This window comes from Streptomyces sp. NPDC051738, assembly GCF_044453205.1.
Lineage (GTDB): Bacteria > Actinomycetota > Actinomycetes > Streptomycetales > Streptomycetaceae > Streptomyces.
The window spans coordinates 149,803-171,874 of the sequence record NZ_JBITCM010000008.1 but is presented as its reverse complement, the minus strand read 5'-3'; the positions used below and the strand labels follow the sequence as shown (position 1 = coordinate 171,874).

Sequence of the window (22,072 nt, the reverse complement as noted above, 5' to 3'; positions counted from 1 at the left end):
CCAGATGAGCCAAGCGGCACAGAACCTCAACTGGTTGATCACCAACTTCGTGGACAACACCCCCGGGGTGTCCCACACCGTCGTCGTGTCCGCCGACGGTCTCCTGTTGGCGATGTCCGAGGGCTTCCCGCGCGACCGTGCCGACCAGTTGGCGGCCGTCGCGTCGGGCCTGACCTCGCTCACCGCGGGGGCTTCCCGGATCTTCGACGGCGGCAGCGTGGCACAGACCGTTGTCGAGATGGAGCGGGGATTCCTCTTCCTCATGTCCGTCTCGGAGGGTTCGTCCATCGCCGTCCTGGCGCACCCCGAATGCGACATCGGCCTCGTCGGCTACGAGATGGCGCTGCTGGTCGACCGCGCGGGCGCCGTGCTCACGCCCGACCTGCGCGCCGAACTCCAAGGCAGTCTGCTCCACTGATCAGCCCCGGATCCACCCGTCTCACCAAATCACCGTCCGGCCGCCACAATCCCCGCACTGGCCCCCACCCAGACGGCTTGACTGACCGACTTGCTGTCCCCGCCCGGAGGATTCATGACCCCGCCCACCGCCTCTCATGATCCGTACGCGGAGCCGTACGAGGATGAGGGCGACCAGCCGCTGGTACGTCCGTACGCGATGACCGGCGGCCGGACCCGGCCGCGCTACCAGCTCGCCATCGAGGCGCTGATCAGCACCACGGCCGACCCGGCAGCGCTCATGGGGCTCCTCCCGGAGCACCAGCGCATCTGCCACCTGTGCCGTGAGGTGAAGTCGGTGGCGGAGGTCTCCGCGCTGCTGTCCATGCCGCTGGGCGTGGCCAGGATCCTTGTCGCGGACCTCGCCGAGGCCGGCCTGGTGGCCATCCACCAGCCGGGCGGCGATGAGAACAACGGTGGCGCTCCGGACGTGACGCTGCTCGAAAGGGTGCTCAGTGGACTTCGCAAGCTCTGAACCAGGCCGGGCGACCACCTCCGCGAAGATCGTGGTGGCGGGTGGCTTCGGCGTGGGCAAGACCACGTTCGTCGGCGCGGTCTCGGAGATCAATCCGCTGCGCACCGAGGCCGTGATGACGTCCGCGAGCGCGGGCATCGACGACCTCACGCACACCGGGGACAAGACCACCACCACGGTGGCGATGGACTTCGGTCGTATCACCCTGGACCAGGACCTGATCCTGTACCTCTTCGGTACACCCGGCCAGGACCGCTTCTGGTTCATGTGGGACGACCTGGTACGCGGTGCCATCGGCGCCGTCGTGCTGGTGGACACCCGCCGCCTCGCCGACTGCTTCCCCGCGGTCGACTACTTCGAGAACAGCGGGCTCCCGTTCGTCATCGCCCTCAACGGCTTCGACGGACACCAGCCCTACACGCCCGACGAGGTGCGCGAGGCGCTGCAGATCGGCCCGGACGCGCCGATCATCACCACCGACGCCCGGCATCGGTCGGATGCGAAGAGTGCGCTGATCACGCTGGTGGAGCACGCGCTGATGGCGCGGCTGCGGTAGATCAAGTCCGTAGCGACATACGGCAGTTGTCGTAGATGTGCCGGAGCCGACTGTGGCCTTTGACACGGTCGGCTCCCTTGTTCATAACGTTTCGGCAGAGGAATCGGGTGGTACGGCCACTCGTCGCGGTCAAGCGGTGTCGCTGCGCGTACGAACGCCCCGTCTTTTGACGGGGCTCGCTCTTTATGACCGTTTTATCTAGGGCTTACATCACTCGGAATCCTCCTCTTCCACTGTTTGGAAGAGCGCAGGCCGACGTGCTGGAATGCGAGAACTGCCCAATAGTCAAAGACGTACTCAGCGGTACTGCGTACTACGTGGCGAACTGGGCTCTGAGACACAACGGCACATACGTAGGTGCCGACCCCGCCGGAAGGTTGTTGGTCGAGTGAGGCGAAGCAAGAACAGTCCCGAGCCGTCGGCCCGGGGCAACTTCACCCCGCCGCCGCGCGGAGCGGCGCCTGTCCCTGTGCCCGGATCGGAACCAGCGGCCACGCCGGCATCCGGCGGCGGCCGCCTCTCGCCGCGCAACTGGCGTGTGCCGACCCGGCTGAACGCGATCCTGCTCATACCCGTGCTGGTCGGCCTCGTCATGGGCGGCTTCCAGGTGAAGAGCTCGATCGACACCTGGCAGGAGGCCGAGGACGCGGAGAGCACCGCGCGTCTGGTGCGGGCCTCCCTGAACTACGCCGACGCCCTCTACAACGAGCGTGACACCACGGCCGCCCCCCTGCTCCAGGGCAAGGGCGAGGACGACGAGACGGTCACCAAGGCCCGTGACAACACCGACAAGGCGGCGGACGAGTTCGACGCGGCCGCGCAGAACATGCCGCAGAAGGCCGGTCTGGAGCGCCGTCTGAGGCTGTTCCGCGACGTCGAGCCGGGTCTCACGGACCTGCGCGCGCAGGCCTACGGCAGCAAGCTGACCGGTGTGCAGACCGAAGAGGGCTACGTCGAGGTCGCACACCCCCTGACGGAGTTCGCCAACGAGCTCGGTCTGGGCACCGGAAACATCACCTCCTACGGCCGTACGGTCTACGCGATCGAGCTGACCAAGGCGGCGCTGTCGCTGCAGCGCTCCATCGGTATGCACCTGCTGGTCAAGCCCGGCCCGTCGGCGGCCAGCTTCGCCAGCCAGCGGGTCGCCCTGACGTCGTACGCCTACCTCGAGGGCATCGCCGTCGAGGAGTACATCGGCGGTGGCACCGAGGCCGACGAGCAGAAGCTCGAGGACGCCAAGAAGGAGATCCTGGCCGAGGGCGCGGCCATGGCCAAGGAGGCCAAGGCCAAGAACCCGGACTACGTGCCGCCGCCGGCCAAGCCGGAGGACATGGTCAGGGCCATCTCCTCCATGGAGTCCACGGACGCCAGCGAGCGCGCCAAGATCGCCCAGGTGGGCGTCACCGCCGAGAACTGGTGGGCGGTGAACACCCTCAAGTTCAACGCCTACCGTCAGATCGAGTCCGACCTGGCCGACACCGCGGTGAACGAAGCCTCCGACATCGCCGACGACGCCAAGCGCGACGCGCTCATCACCGGTGCCGCCGTCGTGGTCGCCCTGCTCGCCGCGTTCATCCTGGCCGGCATGGTCGCCCGCCAGATGTCCCGCTCGATGCGCCAGCTGCGCAACGCCGCCTTCGGCATCGCCGAGCAGCGTCTGCCCATGCTGGTCGACCAGCTCTCGCGCACCGACCCCGGCCGTGTGGACACCCGCGTCGCACCCATCCCGATCAACACCCGGGACGAGATCGGCGAGGTCGCCCGCGCCTTCGACCAGGTCCACCGCGAGGCCGTCCGACTGGCCGCCGAGCAGGCCCTGCTGCGGGGCAACATCAACGCGATCTTCACCAACCTGTCGCGCCGCAACCAGTCGCTGATCGAGGGCCAGCTGACCCTGATCACCGACCTGGAGAACAACGAGGCCGACCCGGACCAGCTGGAGAACCTCTTCCGCCTGGACCACCTCGCGACCCGTATGCGCCGCAACGGCGAGAACCTCCTCGTCCTCGCCGGCGAGGAGCCCGGCCGCCGCTGGGACCAGCCGGTCCCGCTGGTCGACGTCCTGCGCGCCGCCTCCTCCGAGGTGGAGCAGTACGAGCGCATCGAGCTCTCCGGCGTCCCGGAGGCCGAGATCCACGGCCGCGCCGTGACCGACCTCGTGCACCTGCTCGCCGAGCTGCTGGAGAACGCCACGACGTTCTCCTCCCCGCAGACCAAGGTTCGCGTGACCGCCACCCGTCTCCCCGACGGTCGGGTCATGATCGAGATCCACGACAAGGGCATCGGCCTCACCGCCGAGGACTTCGCGGACATCAACCACAAGCTGGCCAACCCGCCGACCGTCGACGCCGCGATATCCCAGCGCATGGGCCTCTTCGTGGTCGGCCGGCTGTCCGACCGGCACGGCATCCGCGTCCAGCTGCGCCCCTCCGGCGAGCAGGCCGGCACCACCTCGCTGGTCATGCTGCCGGACGCGATCACCCACGGTGGTGGCGGCGAGCAGCAGCCGGCCCAGGACGAGTTCACCGTCTCGCAGATCATCCCGGAGCAGCACTTCCAGGGTGAGAACTTCAACCAGCCGCAGATGCGTACGGCCGCCGAGCTCGGCTTCGACGACAGCCGCTACACCGAGGTCCCGGACGACCTGCGCGACCTGGACCCCGTCGGCCGCTCCCTGATGCGCGAGGAGCGCCGCGCGGCCCTGGAGTCCCAGGCGCACGGCCCGCAGCCCGGCCAGGAGGCCCTTGAGGGGCCCGGGTACGACGAGTTCACCGGTCAGCCCGGCTACGACAGCCGGGGCGGCTTCCCCGAGCAGCCCGGCGGGTACAACGGGCAGGCTCCGTACGAGGAGCAGCGCCAGACGTCGTACGAGGAGCAGCAGGCGGCGTACGAGGAGCCTCAGCGGGCCGCATACGACGAGCCCCAGCGGCCGTCGTACGACGACCCGTACTTCGCGCCGAACGGCGGCCAGCAGCGGAACGACACCTTCTCGTCGGGCGGCGGCTACCCCGAGCCCTCGTATCCGGAGCCGGTCCGCGAGGAGCCCGCGGCCGCGGGCCCGTCCGCCCCGGAGTCCTTCCCGGCCTTCGAGCAGCGGCGTCACCAGGACGACTGGCCGCAGTCGAACGGCTACCGCAACGGCCACCAGGACCAGTACGCTCCGGAAACGGAATCGGCGCAGGCCGGTGACGTGAACGAGCCTGACCGCGTAGGCTTCGACCGTCCGGGACCGGCCCCCACCGCCCCCCACGCGCTGACCGACGCCGGTCTTCCGCGCCGCGGTGCCGCCGCGAGCGGCACGAACGGCGCACGGCCCGCACGGCAGGAAGCGCCGACCCCCACCCCGGAGAGCAACGGCGACAGCAGCTGGCGTTCGGCCAACGACGACCGCTGGCAGCAGGCCTCGCAACTCCGGAAGCCCAAGGCGGGCGGGGTCACCTCCTCCGGTCTGCCGAGGCGGGTACCCAAGGCCAACCTGGTCGAGGGAGCCGCCGAGACCACCCCTCAGGGAGGTCCACAGATCTCCCGCGCTCCCGAGGACGTCCGGGGCAGGCTGAGCAACCTGCGCCGCGGCGTCCAGCGGGGACGCACCGCAAGCAGCGAAACGAACGGCCAGGGCTTCGGTCCTGACAGCACCTACAACCAGGAGCGTTAGTGTGAGCCCGATGAGCCAGGCGGCACAGAACCTGAACTGGTTGATCACCAACTTCGTGGACAACACCCCCGGGGTGTCCCACACGGTGGTGGTCTCCGCCGACGGACTCCTTCTGGCGATGTCCGAAGGCTTCCCGCGCGACCGCGCCGACCAGCTCGCGGCCGTCGCCTCCGGTCTGACGTCTCTGACGGCAGGCGCCTCCCGCATCTTCGAGGGCGGCAGCGTGAACCAGACGGTTGTGGAGATGGAGCGGGGATTCCTCTTCATCATGTCCGTCTCCGACGGTTCGTCGCTCGCAGTTCTCGCACATCCCGAGGCGGACATCGGTCTCATCGGGTACGAGATGGCGCTTCTGGTCGACCGTGCCGGTACCGTCCTCACGCCGGATCTGCGTGCGGAGCTCCAAGGCAGCCTGCTCAACTAACAGACAGTCGGTGCGTTTTGGCGTCCCGTGGCCGTAAGGTTTCGGGACGCGGCTCCACAAGATGGGTGCCAGGCACAGTCGGAGGAGGAGAGAAAGTGGCAACACCCCCAGACGGTTCGTCATCGGGCAATTGGTCGTACGGCCCTGCCCAGGGGCACGGCGACGGTTCCCGGAACCGGTACAACTTCCCCTCCCAGCCGAGCCAGCGTCAGCCGTACGCACCGCAGGGCCCCGGGCCCTCGCCGTACGACCAGCCGCCGGCGCCGCGTATCCAGCCGGTGCAGCCGCAGCGACGCACCCCTGAGCCCGCGCCCGCCGGGGCGTCGAACAACCCCCTGGTGCGCCCGTACGCCATGACCGGCGGCCGGACGCGCCCGCGCTACCAGCTCGCCATCGAGGCGCTGGTGCACACCACCGCGCAGCCGCACCAGATGCAGGGCCAGCTGCCCGAGCATCAGCGGATCTGCAACCTCTGCCGGGAGATCAAGTCGGTGGCGGAGATCTCCGCTCTCCTCACGATCCCTCTCGGCGTGGCCAGGATCCTCGTCGCCGACTTGGCGGAGGCGGGACTGGTCGCCATCCATCAGCCCGGCGGCGACGAGAACGCCGGCGGCCAGCCAGACGTGACACTGCTCGAAAGGGTGCTCAGTGGACTTCGCAAGCTCTAGCGGAGGGCCTTCCCGCTCCACCACGTCCGCGAAGATCGTGGTGGCTGGCGGCTTCGGCGTGGGCAAGACCACGTTCGTCGGCGCCGTCTCGGAGATCAACCCGCTGCGCACAGAGGCCGTGATGACATCCGCTTCGGCGGGCATCGACGACCTCACCCACACCGGGGACAAGACCACCACCACGGTGGCCATGGACTTCGGCCGTATCACCCTGGACCAGGACCTGATCCTGTACCTCTTCGGTACGCCCGGCCAGGACCGGTTCTGGTTCATGTGGGACGACCTGGTACGCGGCGCGATCGGCGCGATCGTCCTGGTGGACACCCGCCGCCTCGCCGACTGCTTCCCCGCGGTCGACTACTTCGAGAACTCGGGTCTCCCCTTCGTGATCGCCCTCAACGGCTTCGACGGCAACCAGCCGTACAACCCGGACGAGGTCCGCGAGGCCCTGCAGATCGGCCCCGACACCCCGATCATCACGACCGACGCCCGCCACCGCGCGGACGCGAAGTCGGCGCTGATCACCCTGGTGGAGCATGCGCTGATGGCACGGCTGCGGTAGCGGCACCCTGCGGCGGCCGGTCTTCGGCACGTTTCGCTTGCGGCCCCCGTTCCTCCTGTGGGAGGGATGGGGGCCGTACGTCGTTTTCGGGAGGGGATACGAGGGTGATCGCGGAGACGGCCGCCTTACGGCTGGGCACGACCGTGGCCAACACGGCGGCGCGGATCTGGCTCGGCGGCAAGCGGCGCGAGCAGGAACGCCATCTGTCCATCGAGGAGTTGGCCCGGGTGCGGGTGCCCGGGGTGAAGTTCTCGCGGAGTGTGAAGCGGCAGTTCGAGCAGATCGCCGACGCGGTGTTCGACCGGCTGGAGCCGTTTCTGGAGCACGAGTTCAGGGGTCTGGAGGAGTCCGGGCGGCAAGCGGTGATCGACGCCGTGTGCGACACCTTCGCCGCGGCGGACCTCTCCGACGAGGCGCTGCTCGCGGCGGACGCCCAGCCGGCCGAGCTGATCCGGCGGATCACCCGGGCGGTGCGGGCGCCGGTGGGGCTGGGCGAGGCGGAAGGCCGGTTGTACGAGCGGCTGTTCACCGAGTGTGTGGAGTACTACGTCCGGATCGTGCGCGGCCTGCCGGTGTTCGAGGAACGGGCGGCGGCGGAACTGCTGGTGCGGACCTCCACGCTGGGCGGTGAGGTGGCCCGCATCCTGGAGCGGCTCCCCGACCGCTCGCTGTTCGCGCCGGACGGCACGGACCAGGACACGGCGTTCCGGCGCCGCTATCTGGAGCTGGTCAGCGAGAGCCTCGACGAGGTGGAACTGTTCCGCCGCGCCTCCGACCGTGCCGCCGCCCAGGTACGGCTGTCGGTGGCGTACGTCAGCCTGCGGGCGACCGGGGACGACGGCGCGTGGCGGCGTACGGCGCGCTCCATGCCCCGGCTGCGGGCCGACATGAGCGACTGGGAGACCGCGGACGTCGAGAGCTCCGGGATGCGCGTGGAGGCGGCCCTGCGCGGCTCCTCGCGGGTGCTGCTGCGCGGCGAGGCGGGCTCGGGCAAGACGACGTTGCTGCGCTGGCTGGCGGTGACGGCGGCGCGGGGCGCGTTCAGCGGGGAGCTGACGGACTGGAACGGTCTGACGCCCATGTTCGTGAAGCTGCGGGAGTACAGCGGCCGTACGCTGCCGACGCCGGAGGCGATGCTCGACGGGGTGGCGGCGCCGCTGACCGGGATCATGCCGAGGGGCTGGGTGGAGCGGCAGCTCGACAGCGGGCGGGCGCTGCTGCTGATCGACGGCGTGGACGAACTGCTCGACCGGGAGCGGCGGGCGATGCGGGACTGGCTGCGGCGGCTGCTGTCGACGTACGGCGAGGTGCGGGTGGTGGTCACCTCCCGGCCGGCTGCTGCGGGCGCGGACTGGCTGCGGCGGGAGGACTTCGCGGCGCTGCACCTGGAGCGGATGACTCCCCCGGACTTGGCCGCCTTCGTCCGGCAGTGGCATCAGGCGGTACGGGAACTGGGCGATGAACTGCCGTGCGGGGTGGACGAACTCCCTCAATACGAGCAGTCGTTGCTGACGAGCCTGAAGGACCGGGCGCATCTTCAGTCGCTGGCGGGGACGCCGTTGCTGGCGGCGATGCTGTGTGCGATGCATCTGAACCGGGGGCGGCAACTGCCCCGGGACCGGATGGAGTTGTACCGCAGTGCGCTGCACACGCTGGTCCATGACCGGGACGCCGACCGGAATGTGCCGAGTTCGGTGGACAGCGCGCTGAGCCTCGGGGACAAGCTGATCCTGTTGCGGGACCTGGCCTGGCGGCTGTCGGACAACAACCGCAGCGAGATCGCGCTGGAGCAGGCGGCGGTGCATGTGGGTGCGCGGCTCAGGGCGATGCGGCATCTGGAGCCGATGGACGGCGAGGCGGTGCTGCAGCAACTGCGGGACCGGGCCGGGATACTGCGGTCCCCCGCCCAGGGGCGGCTGGACTTCGTGCACCGGACGTTCCAGGAGTACCTCGCCGCGCAGGAGGCCGCCGAGGAGGACCGGATGGGGAATCTGGTCGGGCGGGCGCATCTGGATCTGTGGCGGGAGACCGTGATCATGGCGGCGGGGCATGCGAATGCGCGTCAGCGGGAGGAGCTGATCGGGGGGATTCTGGACCGGGCGCAGAAGGAGCCTCGGTACGCGCGGGCGTTGCGGTTGGTGGCTGCTTCTTGTCAGGAGACGTTGCCGTCGGTGTCGGACGCGTTGGCGGGGCGGTTGGAGGACGCTCTGTCAGCGCTGCTTCCGCCCCGCAGGAAGACAGATCCGCCCTCGCTCGCGGCGGTGGGGCCGAGCCTGCTGCGGAACCTGCCGCGGGCCGGCGAGGCGCTGACCGAGCGGGCGGCGGCGCAGACGGTGCGCACGGCCGCGCTGATCGGCGGCGAGGAGGCGTTGGAGGTACTGGAGGGGTACATAGGCGACGACCGCCATGAAGTGATCCTTGAACTCATCGACGCCTGGGCGTATTTCGACGCTGACGCCTATGCAGACCGAATCCTTTCGCGGCTGCCGCTCAGCGGCCGACGCGTGAAGCTCACGCATTCCGCCCAACTACGAGCCGCGACCCGGTTGCCTTCGCTCACCGACCTGTCCATCAGCTATCCCTTCACGGAGTTCGCGACAGTGGGCGACCTGCCGCCCTTGAGGCACCTTTCCGCGTTCCAGCTGCGCGGCGAGATCGACCTCCGGGCGCTCCGGAACCACACCGGCCTGCGCTTCCTCGACCTCAGCGGCGACATGTCGCTGAAGCACCTCGACGTACTGGGCGAGCTCTCGCAACTGCGGTACCTGTTTCTGGGCAGCCTCAGCCGCACCCCGAACCTGGACGGCATGCGGCTGGGGTCGCAGCTCACCCACCTGTGGCTGTGGGACGTGAGCGCGGCCAACGACCTGGCTCACCTCGGGGAATGCTCCGGCCTGCTCAGCCTCACACTGGTCACTGAGGAGGCATGTGTGCCCAAAGGCCTGCACCTGGTGTCCTCACTGACCGAGTTGGACCTGACCCTCCACACCGTCGACGTCGACGCGTGGCTGAAGATGCCCGAGTTCACCCCGCCCAAGGTGAAGCGGCTCAGCTTCTACGACTGCGTCCTGCCCGACGACCGCGCCGCCCTGGACTTCCCGGGCGTCGAAGTCAACATCCGCTGAACACACGCCAAGGCCCCGCCCTCCCACCCGGGAGAACGGGGCCGTGGCCACACTCAAAAAAACTCAGCGCCAGCTGTGCGGCGCCCGGAACCCGGGCTCGCGCTCCAGGCGGCGCCAGCCGGCCTTCGCGCGGCCTCGGTGGGCCGGGGTCGTGGAGGGCTGGGCGGCGGCGCGGGCCAGGAGGATCGCCGTGATGGCGGCGACTTCCTCGGGCTCGGCGTGGCCCTTCTCGACGCGAATGTCAGGGAGGTTCATGGGTGTCAGTCTCCGTGAGAGAGGTTTCCGCAGCGGTACCGGTGGGTTACTGCGGGGGGTTGCCGTGCTTGCGGGACGGCAGGTCGGCGTGCTTGGTGTGGAGCATCGCCAGGGACTTCACGAGCACCTCGCGGGTCTCCGCGGGGTCGATCACGTCGTCGACGAGGCCGCGCTCGGCCGCGTAGTACGGGTGCATGAGCTCGGACTTGTACTCCTTGACCATGCGGGCCCGCATGGCCTCGGGGTCCTCGGCCTCGGCGATCTGCCGGCGGAAGATGACGTTGGCCGCGCCTTCCGCGCCCATCACGGCGATCTCGTTCGTGGGCCAGGCGTAGGTGAGGTCGGCACCGATGGACTGGCTGTCCATGACGATGTAGGCACCTCCGTAGGCCTTGCGCAGGATCAGGGAGATCCGGGGAACGGTGGCGTTGCAGTAGGCGTAGAGGAGCTTCGCTCCGTGCCGGATGATTCCGCCGTGCTCCTGGTCGACGCCCGGGAGGAACCCGGGGACGTCCAGGAAGGTGACGATCGGGATATTGAAAGCGTCACACATCTGGACAAAGCGCGCAGCTTTTTCCGACGCCTCGATGTCCAGGACGCCCGCGAGGGACTGCGGCTGGTTGGCCACGATGCCCACCACCTGGCCGTCCAGGCGGGCCAGGGCGCAGATGATGTTCCGCGCCCAGCGCTCGTGGACCTCCAGGTACTCGCCGTCGTCGACGATCTCCTCGATGACCTTGGCCATGTCGTACGGCCGGTTGCCGTCCGCCGGGACGAGGTCCAGGAGCACCTCGCTACGGCGGTCGGCCGCGTCCGTGGACTCCACCCGGGGCGGGTTCTCACGGTTGTTCTGGGGCAGCATCGAGAGCAGGTAGCGCACCTCGGCGATGCACGTCTCCTCGTCGTCGTACGCGAAGTGGCAGACGCCGGAGGTCTCGGCGTGCACGTCCGCGCCGCCCAGGCCGTTCTGGGTGATCTCCTCGCCCGTCACGGCCTTGACCACGTCCGGGCCGGTGATGAACATCTGCGAGGTCTCGCGGACCATGAAGACGAAGTCCGTCAGGGCGGGGCTGTACGCCGCGCCGCCCGCGCACGGGCCGAGCATCACGCTGATCTGCGGGATGACGCCGGACGCCTTGGTGTTGCGCTGGAAGATGCCGCCGTAGCCGGCGAGGGCGGAGACGCCCTCCTGGATACGGGCGCCCGCGCCGTCGTTCAGGGAGACCAGCGGAGCGCCGGCCGCGATGGCCATGTCCATGATCTTGTGGATCTTCGTGGCATGGGCCTCGCCCAGCGCGCCGCCGAAGATGCGGAAGTCATGGGCGTAGACGAAGACCGTACGGCCCTCCACCGTGCCCCAGCCGGTGATGACACCGTCGGTGTACGGCTTCTTGGCCTCCAGGCCGAACCCGACCGCCCGGTGCCGGCGCAGCTGCTCGACCTCCCGGAAGGAACCCGGGTCCACGAGCAGCTCGATCCGCTCCCGGGCGGTCAGCTTGCCCTTGGCGTGCTGCGCCGCGGTCGCCTTCTCGCTCGGGCCGGCCAGCGCCTGCGCACGGATCTCGTGCAGCTCGGCGGTCCGCCCGCGGGCGTCGATCGGCTCACCCAGTGCCTCTTCCAAAACGGTCATGTAGCGACCTTACGAAGGACACCAAGGAAAGCGAGCCGTTGACTCCGTACAGTCTCCGGACCCATTTCCTGGTACCCCTGAACAGAACCATGGCGGCGTGCAGCCTTTCCGACTGCTCAGAGGGCGTGCGCGTTGTGGGGGTCGTACAAAGCCGTCACCTGAGAGCCACCTCACAACGGTGGCTCGTACATACCATCCCCGGAGTGACACGGACCCTCAGTCGGCGGCCGGTGGAGAGGATCTCGACCGAGTCGTCCGCGTGCAGGACGCGTCGCACGGGACGGTCCCAGATGATCTCCAGCGGTTCGCCGGTGCGCGGTGGCTCGCTCACGCAGAGAGTAGCGGTGCGGCCCCGGCGCCGGAGCAGCACGCTCGCCCCGGCGGAGGCGGTGATCGGGCCCGCCGTGCCCGGCTGCCAGAAGTTGGCGGCCGTGAGGCCGAGGGAGGGGACGCCGACCGCCTGGCACGTGCTGTCGTTGGCCAGGACCGACAGCCAGTGGGCGCCCTGCGCCGCCCGTGCCGCCACCTCGCGGCGGTCCGCGCCGGGCATGAGCAGGTAGACGTAGGTCGCGTCCACCGGGTCCGTGCCGTGGTCGAGCCAGAGGGTCTGCCAGCGGCGGGTGCGGCGCTCCGTCGTGCTGGTGGTGTTGATGTCCGACCAGGCGCCGGTGCGGTCCTCGCGCAGGGTGCGCAGATCGCCGTACGGCACCACCCAGCCGCCGTGGCCCGCCAGGTGCGCCCAGCCGGGTCCGCGGACGAATGCCTCGGTGCCGCCCTCCCCCAGGTTGCGGTTGTCGACGACGGTCTCGACGGGGACGCCGTCGGCGCAGGTGATCCCGGCGCCGAGGCAGATCACGGCGTCGTCGACGCAGAACCACGACTTACGCGCTTGGAGCGTCGACCCCAGCCCCTTCAGGTGCTGCCCGATCGCCGCGTACTCACCGTCGGTGGCGCCCCCGACCCACCGCACGTCGGGCTTGGGCTCGCCCCACTCGCCGCCGGCCTTGTCGGGGAGGCGGAGCGTGGAGACGGTCGTGCCGGGGAGCCGGTACCAGTCGACGGTGGGCCAGTACCAGTTCGTGTACTGGTCGCCATGCCCCTCCGCCCACCAGGCGAGCATCCCGGCGCCGGTGTGCCAGCCGCGTGGGTTCTCGCCGTTGCCGCACTCGTAGTGGGCGATGCGGTCGCTCGCCATGGCGATGTTCGCGACGAAGCGCGGGCGGCGGTGCACCGCCCGGTCCATGGCGGCGAAGAGGTGGTGGCCGGTGGGTTCGGGGGCGGCGGCGACCGGTGACGCGGCGAGGGCATGCAGCCGGGCGAGGTCGGCGACGTCGAACTGACGGGCCGTCAAGATCGGTGTGACGGTGTCCCGTTCGATCCATCCCTTGATACGGCCGCACCAGCGCTCCCGTTCCGCAGTGCTCGCGCCGCCCGCGAGGAGCGCGACCGCGGCGATGATCCCCTGCCCGTGGTAGTGGTCGCTGCGCAGCACGTGCCGGTCGTCGCTCTTGAGGTAACCCCGGCTGATGGCACGGCCGTTGACACTGTCCATCACCAACCCGTCGTGGATGAGGGGCGCGTAGGCGCGCTCGACGCTGTCGAGGACGATCTGCCGGTTCGGGTCGGTCACCTCCCACTCGGATCCGGCGAGCAGGGCGAAGAGCCGGCCGAGGCCGTCGAGGAGGACCTGGCCGTAGGTGCCGGAGTAGGCGACCCAGGTGTGCTGCACGAAGGAGCCGTCGGCGTAGAGGCCGTCGCCCTTGGTGACGTACGGGAAGACCGGCGAGAGCGCGTCCCGGGCGAGCGCGATCTTCGCCGGGGCGCGGCCGAGGATGCCGCGCAGGGCGACGCCGCGGCACAGGTCGACGCGGTTGGCGCCGGTGGAGGTGCCGGAGTAGTCGGTGAGCATGGCGTCGGGGATGAAGTGGTCGACGGCCGCGCAGGCGGCTTCGCGCTGGGCGTCGGTGAGCTGGTCGTACAGGGCGGCCGTGATGTCCATCAGCAGGCGGGGGCTGCCGATCTGCCATTCCCACCAGTTGCCGTAGCGGGTGGTGGAGGGGTTGTAGACGGTGGCGGAGAGGTGGTCGAGGCCGCGCAGGACGTCGGCGAGGAGGGACGGGTCGGCGGTGGAGCCGGTGCCCTGCTGGACGTAGGCCTGGGTCATGGTCCACAGGCGGCCGTAGCTCTGGGTGATGCCGGCGGGCGGGTCGTAGGGGTGGCCGGGCCATAGGAAGGTGGGGGTGGGGGCCATGGTGGCCCGGAAGCCGCGGGCGAGGGTGCCGGTTTCGGCGAGGCGGGCGGCGTACGGCTGTGCCGTCGGGTCGTAGCCGGCGCCGAGGGCGATGTCGAGCCAGCGGCGGCGGAGGGCGTCGTAGGCATCGGCAGGGGCCGAGTGGGCGGCGGTGGTGGTGCCGGCGGTGGTGGCCAGGAGCGCCGCCGCGAGCAGGACGGCTCGGCGGGTGGGTCTGGTGGGCCCGGTGCGCTGAGAGGTCATGCCTGGGCATCTACCACCTCAGCGTAATCACGCCAACACTTTGCGGATGATGTTGAACATTGAACGGAATAGGTCTACGGTCGGATGCGTTGATGTAGTTCAAGATTCAACATTGCATCCACGCCTCACCTACCCCACCCCGAAGGAGCACGTCATGACGAACACCGACCTCTCCACTCTGACCGGCGACTACACGATCGACACGGCCCACTCCACGATCGGCTTCACCGTCCGCCACGCCATGGTCACCAACGTCAAGGGCAAGTTCCTCGACTTCAGCGGCTCGCTGCACCTGGACGGCAACGAGCCGTCCGCGTCCACGGCGTCCATCGACGTCAAGATGGACAGCATCGACACCGGCTCCGCCGACCGCGACGGTCACCTCAAGAGCGCGGACTTCTTCAAGATCGAGGAGTTCCCGACGATGACCTTCCGCTCGACCTCGGCCGAGGCCGTCGGCGACGAGGACTACCGCATCACCGGTGACCTGACGATCCTCGGCACCACCAAGCCGATCACCATCGACCTGGAGTTCAACGGCGCCGCGAAGGACCCGTTCGGCAACGAGCGCGTCGGTTTCGAGGGCAAGGCGCAGATCCTTCGCTCGGAGTGGGGTCTGACCTGGAACGCCGCGCTGGAGACGGGTGGGGTGCTGATCTCGGACAAGATCAAGCTGAACTTCGACATTTCGGCCATCCGGAACGCGTGACGCTGCGCATCCTTGCGCGCCACGAGAGCGCCGGTGAGCCTTTCGCTCACCGGCGCTTCGTCAATTTCCGGAGGATCGCGGCGACTTGGGCCGCCCGGCTGCGTGGGGTCCGAGCGCGCAGAAGGCCGAGCATGATCTGGTAGCGCTCGGTCCTGCCCAGCTTCTCGAAGGCCACCCTGGCCTCGGCATCCTCTTCCAGCGCCGCGGTCAACTCGTCCGGAACCGATGCGTTCCGCTGCGACTCGTACGCCGCCTCCCACCGCCCGTCCGCCTTCGCGGCATCCACCTCCGCGACCCCGGCGGGCCGCATCCGCCCGGCGGCCGCCAGCTCCTCGACGCGCCGCACATTGACCATCGACCACAGGCTGCCGGGCCGTCGCGGGGTGATCCTCTGCAGGAAGCACTCGGCGTCGAAGCCCTTGCGCTGACCGGTGATCCAGCCGTGGCAGAGGGCCACGTCGTTGACCTCGGCGGCGGTGACGGAGGGGATGCCGGAGCCCTTCTTGGCGACCTTCACCCAGAGGCCGGGGTGCGGGGCGGGGTGCTCGGCCAGCCAGGTGTCGAGGGCGGGGGCGGAGGGGAAGGCGAGGGGGTCCGGATCGGGGTGAGGGCTCATGACGGAAACCTAGGGGGGATATAGGTCAGAATCCGTCCTCTATTTCCCGGGTCAGGGTCAGGGTCAGGGTCCGTATTCGACGCTCGGGTACCAGTCGCCGCGTCCCTGCGGGGCCAGGTCGAGGAGGTGCCAGACGGGGGCCAGCAGGTCGATGCCCCGTTCCTCGATCTCGGGGGACATGCGGGGGTGCGCGGAGTAGAAGTGGCGGACGGTGCCGTCGCCGTCGCGGGTGAACACGGAGACGGTGGAGTCCTGTGCGCCGTCCTTGTCCTCGCTGCCCGTGTCGAACTTGAACGTGCTGTCGCCACAACTCAGAAGCCGCAGCCGGTGCCATCCGCGGTTGCGGGCATGCTGCCGCAGGACAGGCGGGTCGGCGGCCGCGGCGATGACGAAGTCGGCGTTGCGCGCGACGTGGTGGGCGATGCCGCTGAAGCCGTCGATCCACATGGTGCACATCGGGCAGGGGCTGGTCTGCGCCTTGCCGTACATGAACTGGTACATGATCAGCGACCGTTCGGGGGCGGTGAAGAGCTCGCTCAGCCTCACCTCGCGGACCGGTTCGTCGCCGGCGTCGAGGTCCGCGGGACCCTCCAGGAAGACGTAGTCGTCGACCGGCGGCCCCGGCGGCAGCGTGCGCCGCCGGGCCGCGACCTCCTCACGGTGACGCATCAGCTCGATCTCGGCGAGGCGCAGTTCTTCACGGGCGGCGAGGTATTCGGCGGATTCCCCTGGCAGCCGGGTGTGCCGGAACATCGCGTCCTCCTGGGGCGGGCTTGTATCCCCCCCCATACCGGACTTCAAGACTAGTACTCGGTCAGCGCCCTGTCCTCAGCCGACCTCGACGGCGCGGCGTCCCCCTCGGGCGCGAACTCGCACCACACGGCCTTGCCCGGGTCCCGGTCCTCGACTCCCCACTTGTCCGCGAGGAGGGTCACCAGGAGGAGGCCCCGGCCGTGTTCCGACTCCGGTGAGGGGTCGCCGAACCTGAGTCTGCCGGGGCCGCTGTCATGGACTTCGACCCGGATCACTTCGTCGAGGTGCCGCACCAACCGCAGGAGGAGGCCTCGGCCCGGCGGTACACCGTGGAGCAGCGCGTTCGTGGTCAGCTCGCTCACACAGAGCAGTACGTCGTCGGTGCGGGCTGTTGCCGCCCAGTCGGTGAGGGTCGCGTGAGTGAACTCGCGGGCCAGACGCACCGACCGGCGGTCGCGGCGGTAGAACGCCTCGCGGGTGTGGGGGTGTTGGGGTTGTACGTTCACGGGGCCACTGTCACTGGGAGTCACTATCGTGGATCAGTGAGTGAGGTCGTAGTCCTGAGAACTACGACCTCACTACGAGGACTTCGCGCACCCACGGGGGAAAGGCACAACCATGCACACGGCGAAGAAGCCCAAGAAGGTCGGCAGTTGGCGAGCGGTCGGGGCGCTGGTGGCGCACTTCCGACGGAAGGCACGCCTGACACAGGAGCAGTTCGCGGAGCTGGCGAACATTCATGTCGACACCGTGGGGTCCATTGAGCAGGGGAGGTTGGCGCTTCAGCCGGACCGAGCCGAGCAGTTCGACGAACTGCTCGGGACCGGGGGCGCGTTGGCAGTCCTCGTGGACCAGCTGCCTGTGCGGGAGAAGATCGTGCAGTTCGCTCAAGGGCTGGTCGATCATGAGCAGGAGGCGGTGAGCATCCTCTCGTACCAGACTCAGGTGATTCCTGGGCTGCTTCAGACCAGGGACTACTGCCGTGCCGTGTTCGACTATCGGCATCCAGCGATCCAGAACGAGACAGCCGAGCAGTGGGTGAGCGCCCGCATGGAGCGACAGTTGATCTGGCAGCGGGAGCGGCCGCCGGTGGGCCACTTCATCCTGGAGGAGAGCATTCTGCGGCGGGAGGTCGGAGGGCCGGAGGTGATGCGGGAGCAGTTCCGCCAGATCCTGGAATGCACCGCGCCCGTCCACATGGGCTTTCAGATCATGCCCATGGACCGGACACCGCACTGTGGTCTCGCGGGCCCCATGTTGCTGCTGGAAACCCCCGAGTACGAACGCCTCGGCTACCTGGAGGTGCACCGTGCCAGCTTCCTCGTCGATGATCCAGACGAGGTCAGTGACTATCACCTCAAGTATGGAATGCTGCGGTCACAGGCACTCTCACCCGACGAGAGCGTGCGCCTCTTGAACGGACTTCTAGGAGAGTCATGAAGACCGCATGGTTCAAGTCCAGCTACAGCAGCGACGAGGGCGGCAACTGCCTCGAAGTCACCTACGCATGGCGGAAGTCCAGCTACAGCAGCGATGAGGGCGGCGACTGCGTCGAGGTCGCCACCCACCCCTCCGCCGTCCACGTTCGCGACTCCAAGAACCCTGACGGCCCCATCCTCACCGTCTCCACCGCCACTTGGAGCACTTTCCTCGGTCGCGCCGTCCGCTGAAAATCCCGTGGACCCGCGCCGCCGGGTCCACATAGCCTGCCTCCGTGTCCAGCCCCGAAGCCTCCAGACTCCGGCCACCGGCTCTCCGGTGGCTGCTCGTGATGTCGGGCTGATCAGCGTTCGCTTCTGCTTCCGCTTCCGGGCTCACTCCGCTGCCGGACGGCCGTTCGACGTGCCGTTTCGTCTTCTTCTTCGACTTCGGGTTGCGGAGTTTCTTCATGCCGTTCGCTGTTTTTCTGCTGGGTGTCGCCGTGTTCGCGCAGGGGACGTCCGAGTTCATGCTGTCCGGGCTGGTGCCGGACATCGCCCGGGATCTGGGGGTCTCGGTGCCCGCCGCCGGTGCGCTCACCTCCGCCTTCGCCGTGGGGATGGTGGTCGGGGCGCCGTTGATGGCCGGGCTCGCGCGGAGGTGGTCGCGGCGCGGGGCGCTGCTGGGGTTTCTGGGGGTGTTTCTCGCCGTCCATGTCGTGGGAGCCGTGACCGACAGCTTCGGCATGCTGATCGTCACCCGCGTCGTCGGGGCGCTCGCCAATGCCGGGTTCCTGGCCGTCGCCCTCAGCACGGCGGCACAGCTGGTCGCACCGGAGGCCAAGGGGCGGGCGACGTCCACGCTGCTGGGCGGAGTCACGCTCGCTTGTGTCGTCGGGGTGCCCGCGGGGGCGGTGCTCGGTCAACTCTGGGGCTGGCGCGCGGCGTTCTGGGCCGTGGCTCTGGTGTCCCTGCCCGCTGTGGTGGCCGTGGCGCTGTCCGTACCCGGCGGTGCGGACGGCTCGGAGCGGCCCGCGCTGCGGGGTGAGCTGCGGTCGCTGCGCAGTCCCCGGCTCCAGGTCACGCTGCTGCTGGGCGCCCTCGTGAACGGGGCGACCTTCTGTACGTTCACCTATCTCGCGCCCCTGGTCACGGAGGTGACGGGGCTGGGCAGCGGGTGGGTGCCCGCCGTGCTGGCGCTGTTCGGTGCCGGGTCCTTCGTGGGGGTCGGTGTCGCGGGGCGGTTCGCCGATCGGCGGCCCGGTGTGGTGCTGGGCGTGGGTGGCGGCGCCCTGTGCCTCGGGTGGGGTGCCCTCGCGCTCGGCGCCGGGACGCCGGCCGTGGCGCTCGGGCTCGTCTTCGTGCTGGGGGCGCTGTCCTTCGGGGTCGGGTCCACGCTCGTCTCCGAGGTGCTGTACGCGGCTCCCGGCGCGCCAACGCTGGGCGGTGGCTTCGCGACCGCCGCGTTCAACGTGGGCGCGGCGCTGGGGCCTTGGCTCGGCGGTACGGCCATCGGGGCGGGGCTCGGGTACCGGTCGCCGCTGTGGGTGAGCGCCGCGTTGGTCGCGCTGTCGCTGATGGTGACGGGCGTCGGGGGCGCAAGCGGCCTCGCCGGGCGGCGAAATCGGGGCGCGGACGGGAGTCGTACCGGGGCATCCTCGTCGGTATGACCATCACGTCCCGACCCGGTGCCGCCTGGGTCGCCATCGCCTCGTACGAATTCGAGAAGGGGTCTCCTCGGCCCTTGGCCGCCGTTCGCGGTTGACTGCGTGAACGCGGCATCGACTGGATGCCGTTCGGCGCGGACGAGATCCGCTGGGATCGGGTGTGCGCGCCGGGGGCCGACGGGCACTGGCATGCGTGGATCACGGTGCACGTGGATGCCGGTGCCCTGTGGCGGCTCGGGCTGCATCCCGATCAGCCGACCGCTGTCGTCAACTCCCCGTCGCCGCCCGGCTGGTGGCGTGCCGCCGGGGAGCGGTACGCGCGGTAGTGGTAGGGCGGGAGGCCCGTGTCCTGAGCTGGAAGGACTCTGTCCTGAACGGGCGTGGCCGGAATTGGCCCCTTGTCCGGGCAGTCACAGGATCCACATAATCCAGCAACAGAATTGACCGGCGCATGTCACCAGAGCCAGGAAGGTGCTCCCCGCCGTTTCCTGCCCCATCTGGCATGCCCCCGACATTTCAGCGCTCTCTCCACGTTCGCATGTCCAACCCCCCACGGAAGGCATCACGTTGAAGAAGCTCCTCACCGCGTTCAAGAGATGCGCGGTCCTCGGCGCCGCCGCCCTCGCGATCGTCAGCCTTCAGCCCGTCTCGGCCGCGCAGGCCGCCGACTCGCGTGTCGTCGGCGGAACCCGGGCCACGCAGGGCGAGTTCCCGTTCATGGTCCGGCTCTCCATGGGCTGTGGCGGTGCGCTCTACACCCAGCAGATCGTGCTCACCGCCGCGCACTGTGTGAGCGGCTCCGGCAACAACACCAGCATCACCGCCACCGCCGGAGTCGTGGACCTGCAGTCCACCAGCGGCCGGGTTCAGGTCAGGTCCACCAAGGTCCTCCAGGCCCCCGGCTACAACGGCAACGGCAAGGACTGGGCGCTCATCAAGCTCGCCCAGCCCATCAACCTGCCGACGCTGAAGATCGCCACCACCACGCAGTACAACACCGGCACCTTCACCGTCGCCGGCTGGGGCGCGGCCACCGAGGGCGGTGGCCAGCAGCGCTACATGCTCAAGGCCAACGTGCCGTTCGTCAGCGACGCCCAGTGCCGTGGCTACAGCGGCTACAGCGGTCTCATCGCGGGCGAGGAGATCTGCGCGGGCTACGCCGCGGGCGGCGTCGACACCTGCCAGGGCGACTCCGGCGGCCCGATGTTCCGCCGCGACGCCAGCAACGCCTGGATCCAGGTCGGCATCGTCAGCTGGGGCATAGGCTGCGCCCGGCCGAACGCGCCCGGTGTCTACACCGAGGTCTCGACGTTCGCGTCGGCGATCGCGTCGGCTGCGTCCTCGCTCTGACCTGACCCACCGCATCACGGGCCCGGTGTCCTCGGACGCCGGGCCCTTGCCGTGCGCACGCGTACGGCGGGCACAGTCACGTCGCATCAGAACCGTGTCTCACACCGTTTCGGACGTCTCCCGGGTCTCGGACGTCTCCCGGACCGGCCCCGCGCGGAACCTCGCCCGGTACTCGCTCGGCGTCGTGGCGTGGCGGCGGCGGAAGGCCCGGATGAGGGTGTCGACGGTGCCGAACCCGCAGACGGAGGCGACCCGTTCCAGCGTGTCGTCGGTGGTCTCCAGCAGGTTGCCCGCCAACTCGACCCGGGCCGACTCGATGTAGGCGTGCGGGGTCGTACCGAGCTCGGTCTTGAAGATCCGGGTGAGCTGGCGGTCACTCACGTGCGCGTGCGCGGCCAGGTCAGGGACGGTGAGGCGCCGGCCGATGTTGTTCAGGATGTGGTGCCGCAGATCCTCGATGCGCCGGGTCGGCGACACCCGCTCCAACGGCACGCTGAACTGGGACTGCCCGCCGGGCCGCTTCAGGTACATCACGAGCTGGCGGGCGACGCGCAGCGCGACCTGCTCGCCGAAGTCCTCCGCGACCAGGGCGAGGGACAGGTCGAGGCAGGCGCTGATGCCCGCGCCGGTCCAGACCTCGCCCTCCTCGCGGATGAAGATCGGGTCCGGGTCCACCCGCACCGCCGGATGGTCGGCGGCGAGCCGCTGCGCGGTCGACCAGTGCGTGGTGGCGCGCTTGCCGTCGAGGAGTCCCGCGGCGGCGAGGATGTGCGCACCGACGCACACCGACGTCACCCGCCGGGTGCGGGTGGCCAGCGCCTTCACCCAGGCCACCGTGGAGGGGTCGGTGATGGGGTGGATGCGGCGCTCGGCGTCCACCTCGACGGAGCCGGGTACCAGCAACGTGTCGATCGCCCGTTCGCCGACTTCACGGAACGTGGTGTCGGGCAGGATCCGCACACCGGCCGCCGTCGTCACCGGCGCCGTGGTCTCGGCGGCCAGCACGACCTCGTAGCCGACCCACTCCTCGGTCTCGCGCGGGACGAGGGAGAACACCTCCGGTGGGCCGGTGACATCGAGGAGGTCGACGCCCTCGAACAGCACGATCACGATCAACCGGTTGACGGTCCCCACGGTCTCTACGGTCCCCACCCTGTAACCCCCTGTTTGGCCTGCGGTCGCGGACGTCGGTTTCTGCAAATAGCACGTCATTGCCGACAGTCCGGTGCGAGCCATAGCGTCGCATACGTGTTCAACAA

General features: G+C 69.4%; 21 protein-coding genes. 14 read left to right on the top strand and 7 right to left on the bottom strand.

Annotated features, from left to right (window positions below):
• Positions 1-4 precede the first annotated feature (4 nt).
• The 8 genes from ACIA8X_RS20540 to ACIA8X_RS20505 all read left to right on the top strand — a co-directional run bounded on the left by ACIA8X_RS20540 (position 5) and on the right by ACIA8X_RS20505 (position 9,921).
• The gene (locus ACIA8X_RS20540) at positions 5-418 is read left to right on the top strand and encodes a roadblock/LC7 domain-containing protein (protein ID WP_030051302.1); all 414 of its coding nucleotides are present in this window, start codon (positions 5-7) and stop codon (positions 416-418) included.
• Between the two features lie 114 nt (positions 419-532).
• Complete coding sequence (locus tag ACIA8X_RS20535) at positions 533-931, top strand: DUF742 domain-containing protein (protein WP_003997626.1); 399 nt, start codon at positions 533-535, stop codon at positions 929-931.
• Complete coding sequence (locus ACIA8X_RS20530; RefSeq protein WP_030948707.1) at positions 912-1,487, top strand: ATP/GTP-binding protein; 576 nt, start codon at positions 912-914, stop codon at positions 1,485-1,487. Before ACIA8X_RS20535 ends, ACIA8X_RS20530 begins: the two co-directional genes overlap by 20 nt.
• Positions 1,488-1,875: 388 nt before the next feature.
• A complete protein-coding gene (locus ACIA8X_RS20525; protein ID WP_393450694.1) occupies positions 1,876-5,142 on the top strand; it encodes a nitrate- and nitrite sensing domain-containing protein in 3,267 nt (1,088 codons plus the stop codon).
• A gap of 10 nt (positions 5,143-5,152) precedes the next feature.
• Positions 5,153-5,566 carry a roadblock/LC7 domain-containing protein gene (locus ACIA8X_RS20520; protein ID WP_005479603.1) on the top strand — a complete coding sequence of 138 codons (414 nt, stop codon included), beginning with the start codon at positions 5,153-5,155 and terminating at the stop codon, positions 5,564-5,566.
• A 95-nt stretch (positions 5,567-5,661) separates the two neighbouring features.
• On the top strand, positions 5,662-6,234 hold the full coding sequence (locus ACIA8X_RS20515) for a DUF742 domain-containing protein (protein WP_093910045.1): 573 nt from the start codon (positions 5,662-5,664) through the stop codon (positions 6,232-6,234).
• Positions 6,215-6,796, top strand: a complete 582-nt coding sequence (locus ACIA8X_RS20510) for an ATP/GTP-binding protein (protein WP_026248371.1) — start codon at positions 6,215-6,217, stop codon at positions 6,794-6,796. Before ACIA8X_RS20515 ends, ACIA8X_RS20510 begins: the two co-directional genes overlap by 20 nt.
• Positions 6,797-6,900: 104 nt before the next feature.
• Complete coding sequence (locus tag ACIA8X_RS20505) at positions 6,901-9,921, top strand: NACHT domain-containing protein (RefSeq protein WP_399458839.1); 3,021 nt, start codon at positions 6,901-6,903, stop codon at positions 9,919-9,921.
• A 63-nt stretch (positions 9,922-9,984) separates the two neighbouring features.
• On the opposite strand, the gene ACIA8X_RS20500 is transcribed toward ACIA8X_RS20505, so the two are convergent.
• From ACIA8X_RS20500 to ACIA8X_RS20490, 3 genes are all read right to left on the bottom strand, one after another.
• Complete coding sequence (locus ACIA8X_RS20500) at positions 9,985-10,176, bottom strand: acyl-CoA carboxylase subunit epsilon (protein ID WP_393450700.1); 192 nt, start codon at positions 10,174-10,176, stop codon at positions 9,985-9,987.
• Between the two features lie 46 nt (positions 10,177-10,222).
• Entirely contained in the window at positions 10,223-11,806 is a 1,584-nt protein-coding gene (locus tag ACIA8X_RS20495; RefSeq protein WP_393450703.1) for an acyl-CoA carboxylase subunit beta, read from the bottom strand.
• A 154-nt stretch (positions 11,807-11,960) separates the two neighbouring features.
• Positions 11,961-14,300 (bottom strand): polysaccharide lyase 8 family protein, encoded by a 2,340-nt coding sequence (locus ACIA8X_RS20490; RefSeq protein WP_399458838.1) that lies wholly within the window; start codon positions 14,298-14,300, stop codon positions 11,961-11,963.
• Between the two features lie 154 nt (positions 14,301-14,454).
• On the opposite strand from ACIA8X_RS20490, the gene ACIA8X_RS20485 reads away from it, so the two are divergent.
• Positions 14,455-15,009 carry a YceI family protein gene (locus ACIA8X_RS20485; RefSeq protein ID WP_399458837.1) on the top strand — a complete coding sequence of 185 codons (555 nt, stop codon included), beginning with the start codon at positions 14,455-14,457 and terminating at the stop codon, positions 15,007-15,009.
• Positions 15,010-15,055: 46 nt separating this feature from the next.
• Here ACIA8X_RS20485 and ACIA8X_RS20480 read toward each other — a convergent pair whose 3' ends face one another.
• The 3 genes from ACIA8X_RS20480 to ACIA8X_RS20470 all read right to left on the bottom strand — a co-directional run bounded on the left by ACIA8X_RS20480 (position 15,056) and on the right by ACIA8X_RS20470 (position 16,884).
• Complete coding sequence (locus tag ACIA8X_RS20480; RefSeq protein ID WP_399458836.1) at positions 15,056-15,625, bottom strand: YdeI family protein; 570 nt, start codon at positions 15,623-15,625, stop codon at positions 15,056-15,058.
• Between the two features lie 63 nt (positions 15,626-15,688).
• Complete coding sequence (locus ACIA8X_RS20475; RefSeq protein WP_399458835.1) at positions 15,689-16,378, bottom strand: DUF899 family protein; 690 nt, start codon at positions 16,376-16,378, stop codon at positions 15,689-15,691.
• A 50-nt stretch (positions 16,379-16,428) separates the two neighbouring features.
• On the bottom strand, positions 16,429-16,884 hold the full coding sequence (locus tag ACIA8X_RS20470) for an ATP-binding protein (RefSeq protein ID WP_399458834.1): 456 nt from the start codon (positions 16,882-16,884) through the stop codon (positions 16,429-16,431).
• A gap of 112 nt (positions 16,885-16,996) precedes the next feature.
• On the opposite strand from ACIA8X_RS20470, the gene ACIA8X_RS20465 reads away from it, so the two are divergent.
• The 5 genes from ACIA8X_RS20465 (at position 16,997) to ACIA8X_RS20445 (ending at position 20,813) form a co-directional block, all read left to right on the top strand.
• Positions 16,997-17,818, top strand: a complete 822-nt coding sequence (locus ACIA8X_RS20465; RefSeq protein ID WP_399458833.1) for a helix-turn-helix domain-containing protein — start codon at positions 16,997-16,999, stop codon at positions 17,816-17,818.
• The gene (locus ACIA8X_RS20460) at positions 17,815-18,048 is read left to right on the top strand and encodes a DUF397 domain-containing protein (protein WP_399458832.1); all 234 of its coding nucleotides are present in this window, start codon (positions 17,815-17,817) and stop codon (positions 18,046-18,048) included. The genes ACIA8X_RS20465 and ACIA8X_RS20460 overlap by 4 nt, the downstream gene beginning before the upstream one ends.
• A 218-nt stretch (positions 18,049-18,266) precedes the next feature.
• Positions 18,267-19,466: a Cmx/CmrA family chloramphenicol efflux MFS transporter gene (locus ACIA8X_RS20455; protein ID WP_399458831.1), complete on the top strand. Its 1,200-nt coding sequence runs from the start codon at positions 18,267-18,269 to the stop codon at positions 19,464-19,466.
• A 119-nt stretch (positions 19,467-19,585) separates the two neighbouring features.
• A complete protein-coding gene (locus ACIA8X_RS20450; RefSeq protein WP_399458830.1) occupies positions 19,586-19,789 on the top strand; it encodes a hypothetical protein in 204 nt (67 codons plus the stop codon).
• A gap of 241 nt (positions 19,790-20,030) precedes the next feature.
• Positions 20,031-20,813, top strand: a complete 783-nt coding sequence (locus ACIA8X_RS20445; RefSeq protein ID WP_399458829.1) for a S1 family peptidase — start codon at positions 20,031-20,033, stop codon at positions 20,811-20,813.
• A gap of 99 nt (positions 20,814-20,912) precedes the next feature.
• Here ACIA8X_RS20445 and ACIA8X_RS20440 read toward each other — a convergent pair whose 3' ends face one another.
• A complete protein-coding gene (locus tag ACIA8X_RS20440) occupies positions 20,913-21,947 on the bottom strand; it encodes a GlxA family transcriptional regulator (protein ID WP_399458828.1) in 1,035 nt (344 codons plus the stop codon).
• Positions 21,948-22,072 lie beyond the last annotated feature (125 nt).

What these genes read in the sequence shown, in the direction of transcription:
- ACIA8X_RS20465 (WP_399458833.1), top strand. Translation starts at nt 16,997, where the DNA reads ATGCACACGGCGAAGAAGCCCAAGAAGGTCGGCAGTTGGCGAGCGGTC.
- ACIA8X_RS20500 (WP_393450700.1), bottom strand. Translation starts at nt 10,176, where the DNA reads ATGAACCTCCCTGACATTCGCGTCGAGAAGGGCCACGCCGAGCCCGAG.
- ACIA8X_RS20460 (WP_399458832.1), top strand. Translation starts at nt 17,815, where the DNA reads ATGAAGACCGCATGGTTCAAGTCCAGCTACAGCAGCGACGAGGGCGGC.
- ACIA8X_RS20520 (WP_005479603.1), top strand. Translation starts at nt 5,153, where the DNA reads ATGAGCCAGGCGGCACAGAACCTGAACTGGTTGATCACCAACTTCGTG.
- ACIA8X_RS20490 (WP_399458838.1), bottom strand. Translation starts at nt 14,300, where the DNA reads ATGACCTCTCAGCGCACCGGGCCCACCAGACCCACCCGCCGAGCCGTC.
- ACIA8X_RS20495 (WP_393450703.1), bottom strand. Translation starts at nt 11,806, where the DNA reads ATGACCGTTTTGGAAGAGGCACTGGGTGAGCCGATCGACGCCCGCGGG.
- ACIA8X_RS20535 (WP_003997626.1), top strand. Translation starts at nt 533, where the DNA reads ATGACCCCGCCCACCGCCTCTCATGATCCGTACGCGGAGCCGTACGAG.
- ACIA8X_RS20485 (WP_399458837.1), top strand. Translation starts at nt 14,455, where the DNA reads ATGACGAACACCGACCTCTCCACTCTGACCGGCGACTACACGATCGAC.
- ACIA8X_RS20475 (WP_399458835.1), bottom strand. Translation starts at nt 16,378, where the DNA reads ATGTTCCGGCACACCCGGCTGCCAGGGGAATCCGCCGAATACCTCGCC.
- ACIA8X_RS20480 (WP_399458836.1), bottom strand. Translation starts at nt 15,625, where the DNA reads ATGAGCCCTCACCCCGATCCGGACCCCCTCGCCTTCCCCTCCGCCCCC.
- ACIA8X_RS20450 (WP_399458830.1), top strand. Translation starts at nt 19,586, where the DNA reads ATGCCGTTCGGCGCGGACGAGATCCGCTGGGATCGGGTGTGCGCGCCG.
- ACIA8X_RS20455 (WP_399458831.1), top strand. Translation starts at nt 18,267, where the DNA reads ATGCCGTTCGCTGTTTTTCTGCTGGGTGTCGCCGTGTTCGCGCAGGGG.
- ACIA8X_RS20540 (WP_030051302.1), top strand. Translation starts at nt 5, where the DNA reads ATGAGCCAAGCGGCACAGAACCTCAACTGGTTGATCACCAACTTCGTG.